The following is an 8,552-nucleotide window of genomic DNA, read 5'->3' as shown; positions in this document are numbered from 1 at the left end:
ACCGCGTCCCAGTCGACGGCCGTCCCGCTCACGTGCAGCCGGGCCACCGCCTCCAGCAGGGAGTTCGTGTCGGGCCGGCGGCGCCGCAGCGCCGGGACGAGCACCGGCCGCCGGCTCGCGGCGACCCGTCCGGCGAGGCAGTCGTCCGCCATGGCGGTGAGGTCCCCGGCCGGTCCGAGCTCGACGAAGCGGGCGCAGTCGAGTTCGGCGAGCGCGTGCACACCGTCCTGGAAGCGCACCGGGCGCGACGCGTGGCGGATCCAGTACTCGGGATCGGCGAGCTCCTCCGGCTCGACGGGCCGGCCGGTCAGGTCGGATACGACGGTGAACTCGGGTGCGTGGAACGTCAGCCCCTTGACCACGGTGCGCAGTTCGTCGAGCGCCGGATCCATCAGGGGCGAGTGGAAGGCGTGGCTGACGGGCAGCCAGGTGGCCTTTCCGCCGGCGGCCTCGAACCGGGCGACCACGTCGGCGAGTTCCTCGCGGTCCCCGGAGAGCACGGTGGACGCCGGGCCGTTGACGGCGGCGACCGCGACCCTGTCGGTCCGGCCGCGGATCAGCCCCGCGGCCTGCTCCTCACCGGCCCGGAGCGCCACCATGGCCCCGCCGGGCGGGAGTTGCTGCATGATCCTGCCGCGGGCCGCCACCAGGTCGGCGGCGTCGGACAGGGACAGCACGCCTGCGGTGTGGACCGCGGCCAGCGCGCCCACGGAGTGCCCGAGGACGGCGTCGGGGCGCACGCCCCACGACCCCAGGAGCCGGAACAGCGCGACCTCGAAGGCGAAGAGGGCGGGCTGGGTGTACTCGGTGCGGTCCAGCAGGGCCGCCTCGGCCGAGCCCTCCCCCGCGAAGAGCACGTCGCGCAGCGGGCGCGGCAGCCGCCGGTCGACTTCCGCGCAGACCGTGTCGAACGCCTCGGCGAACACCGGGAAGGTGCGGTACAGGTCATGGCCCATGCCGGCCCGCTGGGCACCCTGGCCGGCGAAGAGGAAGGCGGTGCGTCCTTCGGCGGCCCTGCCCCGTATCGCCGGGGCGTCACCGGCCCCGGTGGACAGCGCGCGCAGCCCGGCGGTCAGTTCGCCGGAGTCGGCGGGGAGGAGGACGGCCCTGTGCTCGAGGTGGCCCCGCGTGGTGGCCAGCGAGAAGCCCAGGTCCAGCGGGCGGGCCGGCCGGTCGGCGAGCCGGTCGAGCAGCCGGGCCGCCTGGGCCCTCAGCGCTTCCCCGCTGTTCGCCGACAGCACCAGGGGGACGACCGGGAGCACGGGCACCCGGTCGTCCGGCGGTCGTGGGGCCGGAGGGGCCGGTGGCTCCTCCAGGACGACGTGGGCGTTGGCCCCGCTGATGCCGAAGGACGAGACGGCGGCCCGGCGCGGACGCCCGTGCTGCGGCCAGGGTCTGGCCTCGGTCAGCAGTTCCAGCGCTCCGCCCGTCCAGTCGACGTGGGGACTCGGTTCGTCCGCGTGCAGGGTGCGCGGCAGGATGCCGTGGCGCATGGCCATGACCATCTTGATGACGCCGCCGACACCCGCGGCGCTCTGGGAGTGGCCGATGTTCGACTTGAGCGATCCCAGGTGCAGGGGGCGGTCCGCCGGGCGGGACGCGCCGTAGGTGGCCAGCAGGGCGCCTGCCTCGATCGGGTCGCCGAGCGAGGTGCCGGTGCCGTGGGCCTCGACCGCGTCGACCTCGTCGGCGGCCACCCCGGCTGCGTCGAGTGCCTGCCGGACGACGAGTTCCTGCGCCGGGCCGCTGGGGGCCGTGAGGCCGTTGCTGTCGCCGTTCTGGTTGACGGCGGACCCGCGTACGACGGCGAGTACGGGGTGGCCGAGGCGGACGGCGTCCTCCAGCCGCTCCAGGAGGAGGAGTCCCGCTCCCTCGGCCCACCCGGTGCCGTCGGCGGACGCGGCGAACGACTTGCACCTTCCGTCGCGGGCCAGACCGCGCTGGCGGCTGAACTCCACGAACGGCATGGGCGTCGCCATGACGGTGGCACCGCCGGCCAGCGCCAGTGTGCACTCCTCGCGCCGCAGCGAGGCGCAGGCGAGGTGCAGGGCGACCAGCGAGGAGGAGCAGGCGGTGTCCACGGTCATGGCCGGGCCCCGGAGGCCGAGCGTGTAGGCGATGCGCCCCGAGGCGACACTGCCGGCACTGCCCAGTCCGAGGTAGCCCTCGTACTCCGCCGGCGCCGGGGCGAGCCGGGAGCCGTAGTCGTCGTACATGGTGCCGACGAACACGCCCGTACGGGTGCCGCGCAGGGACGCCGGGGCGACGCCGGCGTCCTCGAGGGCCTCCCACGCCGTCTCCAGCAGCAGACGGTGCTGCGGGTCCATCGCGTGGGCCTCGCGCGGCGAGACACCGAAGAACTCGGCGTCGAAGAGCGTGGCGTCCCGGAGGAATCCGCCCTGGTCGACGTAGGAGGTGCCCGGGACGTCCGGGTCCGGGTCGTGGAGGGCGGACAGGTCCCACCCCCGGTCGGTGGGGAACGGCCCCACCGCGTCCACCTCGTCGGCGACCAGCCGCCACAGGTCCTCGGGGGAGGCGACGCCGCCCGGGTAGCGGCAGGCCATGCCGACGATGGCGATCGGACCGTTCTCGCGTCCGGCCCGGCGGGCGTCGGCCGCCCGGAGCCGCTCGTTCTCCTTCAACGCCGCCCGCAGCGCGTCGACGACTTGATCAGGGGATGTGGCCGTCATCGTGTCTCTCCGTAGTTCGCTGCTAGGGGGTGTCCGGACGGGCTCCGCCCAGTGCCAGGCGGACGAGTTCGTCGGGGGTCATGGCGTCCAGCTCGGTGTCGTCGTGACCGGCCGGGTCCTGCGGGGTGCCGTCCGGTCCGGCAGGGGCCGGGGCCTCCGCCTCCCCGGGCGTGTGCGGTGCGGTGAGTCCGGCCGCCAGGTGTTCGGCGAGGGCGCCCGGGCTGGGGTGGTCGAAGACCACCGTCGGGGGCAGCCAAGCCCCCGTGGTGGCGCTGAGCCGGTTGCGCAGTTCGAGGGAGGTGAGGGAGTCGAAGCCCATGTCCTGGAACCGCCGTCCGGCCGGCACCTTCTCGTCCCCGCCGAGGCCGAGGACGGCCGTGATCTCCGCCCGTACGGCCTCCAGGACCAGGTGGTGCCGCTCGTTGCGCGGGGCGCGGGCCAGCCGCTCACGCAGCGCGGCCGGCCGGTCCTCGCCGGACGGCGGGGCCTCGGCGGTCCGCTGTGGTGCGGCCGGGGCGAGTTCGCGCAGGATCGGCGGCGCCGACCGCGCGTCCAGGGCGCCCAGGTCGAACCGCGCGGGAGCCACGACGGGTGCGTCCCGGGTCAGCGCGGCGTCGAACAGTGCCAGGCCCTCCTCGGCGGTCACGGCGCCGACGCCGGTACGGGACAGCCGCAGGAGGTCCGTCTCCCCGAGGTCGCCCGTCATCTCACCCTCGCCCGCCCACAGGCCCCAGGCCAGGGAGAGGGCGGGAAGGCCTTCCGCGCGGCGCCGCAGGGCGAGCGCGTCGAGATAGGTGTTGGCCGCCGCGTAGTTGCCCTGCCCCGCCGTACCGAGCATTCCGGCGAGCGAGGAGAACAGGACGAACGCGTCGAGGTCCAGGTGCCGGGTGAGCTCGTGGAGGTGGTGGGCACCGTCCACCTTGGGCCGCAGGACGGCGGCCAGCCGTTCGGGGGTCAGGCTCTGGACGACGGTGTCGTCCAGTACACCGGCCGCGTGCACGACGCCGGTCAGCGGGTGGTCGCCTGGCAGAGTGCCGAGCAGGTCCGCCAGGGCCGTGCGGTCGGCCGTGTCGCAGGCGGCGACGGTCACCCGGACGCCGAGGCGCTCCAGCCCGGCCACCGTGTCCCCGGCACCGGGTGTCCCCATGCCGCGCCGGCCGGTCAGCACCAGCCGCCGCACGCCGTACCGGGTGGCCAGGTGCCGGGCCACCACACGGCCCAGGGTGCCGAGGCCGCCGGTGACCAGCACGTGGCTGTCCTCGCCGAACGGCGCCGCGCGGTCCGGGCCGGCCCGGTGGGGGCGCAGTACGGGGGTGAGGGCGCGTCCGGCCCGGACGGCCACCTGGGGTTCGCCGGAGCCGGCCGCCCGCACGAGGGCACGCACGGACTCGGGCCGGCCGTCGACGTCCACCAGCGTGAAGCGGCCGGGGTGTTCGGACTGCGCGGACCTGATCAGGCCCCAGACCGCGGCCCGTGCGGGATCGGGGGCGCCGGTCGTCCCGGTGGCGACGGCGTCACGCGTGACGAACACCAGCCGGGAGGCCGCGAACCTGCTGTCCGCGAGCCAGCGCCGGACCAGGTCCAGGGCCGCGTGGAGGTCCGGGAGGTCCGCCTCGGCGGACCCGCCGGGTCGGGCGGGTCCGCCGGGTGCGGAGGGGCCGCTGGGTGCGGCGGCCCGGTCGTACCCGGTTGCGCCGGGTGCGGCGCGTGTGCCGGGCGCGGCGGTCCCGCCGGGTGCGGAGGTCCCGCCCGCTTCGAGGGCGATGACGACGGCGGGTGCCTCGGCGCCGCCGTCGGTGTCGCCCGCCAGGTCGTGGAAGCCGGTGGCCGCGCGCACCGGTGTCCCCGTGACGCGCACGGCGTCCCGCAGGGCGTCCGCGGCGCCGTCGGAGCCGAGGACGGCCCAGGTGCCCGGGGGGTTCGCGGGGCTCGTCGCGGTGGCGTCGCGTTCCACCCAGTCGAGGCGGAAGAGCCCGGCCGTGCCGTCCGGTGCTGCGGGCTCCGGCGGCAGTTCGCGCAGGGCGAGGCCCGCGACGGTGAGGACGGGCGCCCCTTCGGCGTCGGTGGCCAGCAGGGACCACGTGTCGCCGCCCTCCCGGCGCAGGCGCAACCGGAGGGACCGGCCGCGGGCCGGGTGCAGGGTCAGGCCGGTCCAGGCGAACGGGACGAGCAGCCGGCCCTCGTCACCGGCGGCGCCCAGCAGGCTGTGCAGGGCGGCGTCGAGCGCGGCCGGGTGCAGCAGGTGGCCGTCCTCGGCGACATCGGCGGGAAGCTCCACCTCGGCGTGCAGGGTGTCCTCGTGGCGCCACAGGGCACGCAGGCCCCGGAATGCGGACCCGTAGGTGTAGCCGCGCTCGGCCAGCCGGTCGTAGAGGCCGTCCAGGGGGACGGCGACCGCCTCCGGGGGCGGCCGGACACCGGTGTCGGTGCCGGCGTCCGCCTCCCGGTCCCGATCCCGGTTCCGGGGCAGCAGCACACCGGTGGCATTGCGGGTCCACCCGTCGTCCTCCCCCGCCGCGTCGGGGCGGGAGTGCACGGTCAGTGCCCGGCTGCCGTCCGGAGCCGGACCGGACACCATCAGCTGGAGGGTCACGGCGGAGCCGAGCGGCAGGGGCTGTTCCAGCACCAGTTCGCCGACGTGCGGGGTGCCGGCCCGGCCGCCCGCGTACAGGGCGAGTTCGGCGAGGGCGGCGCCCGGCAGCCGTACCGAGCCGGCCACCGCGTGGTCCGCGAGCCAGGGCCGGGTCGCCGGGTCGAGCCGTCCGCCCAGCAGCAGGCCCTGCCCGCCGGCCAGGTCGACCACCGTGCCGAGGAACGGGTGGCCGCCCCCGGCGGCGGGCGTGGCGGCCGGTGTGGGCGCGCTCAGCCAGTACCGCTTGCGCTGGTAGGGGTAGGTCGGCAGGGGGACGGTCCGCCCGGAGGGGAAGAAGGCGCTCCAGTCGACGTCCGTGCCGGCGGTGTAGGCCGCGGCGAGAGCCGCGGCGAAGGTGCGGACCTCGCCAAGGCCCCGGCGCAGCACCGGTGCGGCGGCGGTGATCGGGAAGTCCTCGTCGCCGGCCGCCTCGCCGCGGACGAGGGCGGTGAGTACGGCGTCCGGCCCCAGTTCCAGGCACAGGGTGACACCGTCGTCGGCGAGGTGGCGGAGGCCGTCGCGGAAGCGGACGGTGCCGCGCAGCTGGCGCACCCAGTAGCCGGGGTCGGACAGTTCCTCGTGGGTCGCCGGGCGTCCGGTGACGTTGGAGATCAGCGGGATCCGGGGTGGCGAGAACGTGATGCCCTCTGCCACCGCCCGGAACTCGGCGAGCACCCCGTCCATGTGCGGGGAGTGGAAGGCGTGGGACACCCGCAGACGGGACGTCCTGCGCCCCTTCGCCCGCCAGGTGTCCGCCAGTTCGGCCACCGCGTCCTCGTCACCGGTGACGACGACGGACGCGTGCCCGTTCACCGCCGCGAGGTCGGCGCGGCCCGCGTAGGCGGCCAGCGCCTCCCGTATCTCGCTCTCGGTGGCCTCGACGGCGGCCATCGCACCGCCCCGCGGGGCACTCTGCATGAGGCGCCCGCGGGCGGCGACCAGGGCGCAGGCGTCCGGCAGTTCCAGGACGCCTGCGACGTGCGCGGCGGCCAGTTCGCCGACCGAGTGCCCGAGCAGTTGGTCGGGTGTGACCCCGGAGTGCTCCAGCAGCCGGAACAGCGCGACCTCCAGGGCGAAGAGGGCGGGCTGGGTGCAGTCCGTCCCGTCCAGCCGCCGGGCCTCGTCCGTGCCTTCGTCGGCGAAGACCAGTGCCTTCAGGGGGATGCCCGCGACGGTCTCCATGTGGGCGCAGACCGCGTCGAAGGCCTCGGCGAACACGGGGAAGCGCGCGTACAGTTCCCGTCCCATGCCGGGGCGCTGGCTGCCCTGGCCGGTGAAGAGGAAGGCGGTCCGGGCGGGGCGGTCCGCCGTGCCCGTCACGACGTCGCCCGTCGTACGGCCGGCCTTCAGGGCGTCCAGCCCCGCGAGGAGCTCCGCCCGGTCGGCGGCGAGCACGACGGCCCGGTCGGCGAGCGCGGACCGCGAGGCCGCCAGGGAGTACCCCGTGTCCCGGTGGGCCTCGGTGAGCTCCGCTCCCTCCGGTCCTTCGGCGGCGAGCGGCCGCATCTGCGCGGCCTGGGCGCGCAGGGCGGCGGTGCCCCGGGCCGACAGCACCCAGGGCAGCGGTCCGGCGGGTGTTTCGGTGCGCGGCCCGGTCCCGGTCGCGCCGGGGGCCTGCTCGATGATCACGTGGGCGTTGGTGCCGCTGACACCGAACGAGGACACACCGGCCCGGCGGGGGTGGGGGCGCTCGGGCCAGGCGCGTGCCTCGGTGAGCAGACTGACCGCGCCGGCCTCCCAGTCCACGTGCGAGGACGGTTCGCCGAGGTGCAGGGTGCGGGGCAGGACCCCGTGCCGCATCGCCATGACCATCTTGATGACACCGCCGACGCCCGCGGCGGCCTGGGCGTGGCCGATGTTGGACTTGAGGGTGCCCAGGTGGAGCGGGGCGTCCGGGGCCCGGTCCTGACCGTACGTCGCCAGCAGGGCCTGCGCCTCGATGGGGTCGCCGAGCCGGGTTCCCGTACCGTGCGCCTCCACCGCGTCGACCCCGTCGGGGGCGAGTCCGGCGTTGCCGAGCGCGTCGCGGATGACCCGTTCCTGCGAGGGGCCGTTGGGGGCCGTGAGTCCGTTGCTCGCGCCGTCCTGGTTGACGGCGGAGCCCCGGACGACGGCCAGCACCTCGTGCCCGTTGCGGCGGGCGTCGGAGAGCCGTTCGAGCAGGAGCACTCCGGCGCCCTCGCTCCAGGCGGTGCCGTCCGCGCTGTCCGAGAACGCCTTGCACCGGCCGTCCGGCGCGAGCCCGCGCTGCCGGCTGAACTCGACGAACGTGCTCGGGGCGGCCATCACCGTGACGCCGCCGGCGAGCGCCATCTCGCACTCGCCGCTCCGCAGCGCCTGCGCGGCGAGGTGCAGGGCGACCAGTGACGAGGAGCACGCGGTGTCGACGGTGATCGCCGGGCCCTTGAGCCCGAGGGTGTAGGAGAGGCGTCCGGACACCACGCTCGGGGAGTTGCCGATGAAGCGGTAAGCCTCGACGCTCTCGGGCGTCGTGGGCAGGCGGGACGTGTAGTCGCTGTACATCACGCCGCAGAAGACGCCGGTCCGGCTGCCGTGCAGCGACGTCGGGGCGATCCCGGCGCTCTCCACCGCCTCCCAGCCGGTCTCCAGCAGCAGCCGCTGCTGCGGGTCCATGCCGGCCGCCTCGCGGGGGCTGATGCCGAAGAACTCCGCGTCGAAGCGGTCGGCGTCGTACAGGAAGCCGCCGTGCCGGGTGTACGACGTGCCGGGATGGTCCGGGTCCGGGTCGTACAGGCCGTCGATGTCCCAGTCGCGGTTCTCCGGGAACGGGCCGATGGCGTCCGTGCCGTCCACGACGAGGTTCCACAGGTCCTGCGGCGTGCGCACGTCGCCGGGGTAGCGGCAGGCCATGCCGACGATCACGATCGGGTCGCCCTGGGGGTCGGCGACGCGGTTCGGAGCCCGGGTCACCGGGGTCACGGGAGCCGTGTCGATGCGGCCCAGCAGGTGGTCGGCGAGGGCGGAGGGGGTGGGGTGGTCGAACACGGCGGTGGACGCGAGGGGGACACCGGTCGCCGAGGTGACGCGGCCCCGGAGTTCGAGGCCTGACAGGGAATCGAGCCCCAGGTCCCGGAAGGCCGCGGCCGGATCGACCGCCCTGGCGGACTCCAGCCCCAGCACGGCGGCGACGGCGCCGGCGACCAGGTCGAGGACCGCCCTGCGGCGGTCCGCCGGGGCCAGCGCCGCCGTCCGTGCGGCCCAGCCGCCGT

The 8,552-nt window shown here is 75.9% G+C and carries 2 protein-coding genes; both read right to left on the bottom strand.

Annotated features, from left to right (window positions below; translation table 11 throughout):
- A partial coding sequence (locus ABZ371_RS24905; RefSeq protein ID WP_358683453.1) for a type I polyketide synthase occupies positions 1-2,690 on the bottom strand: 2,690 nt, incomplete at its 3' end.
- A 22-nt stretch (positions 2,691-2,712) separates the two neighbouring features.
- Positions 2,713-8,552: type I polyketide synthase (locus ABZ371_RS24900; protein WP_358683451.1), on the bottom strand; the 5,840-nt coding region annotated here is incomplete at its 5' end.

Origin of the sequence: Streptomyces sp. NPDC005899 (genome assembly GCF_040629645.1) — a bacterium.
GTDB lineage: Bacteria > Actinomycetota > Actinomycetes > Streptomycetales > Streptomycetaceae > Streptomyces.
Note: the sequence above shows the minus strand (reverse complement) of the source record. Positions and strands in the feature narration are given on the sequence as shown.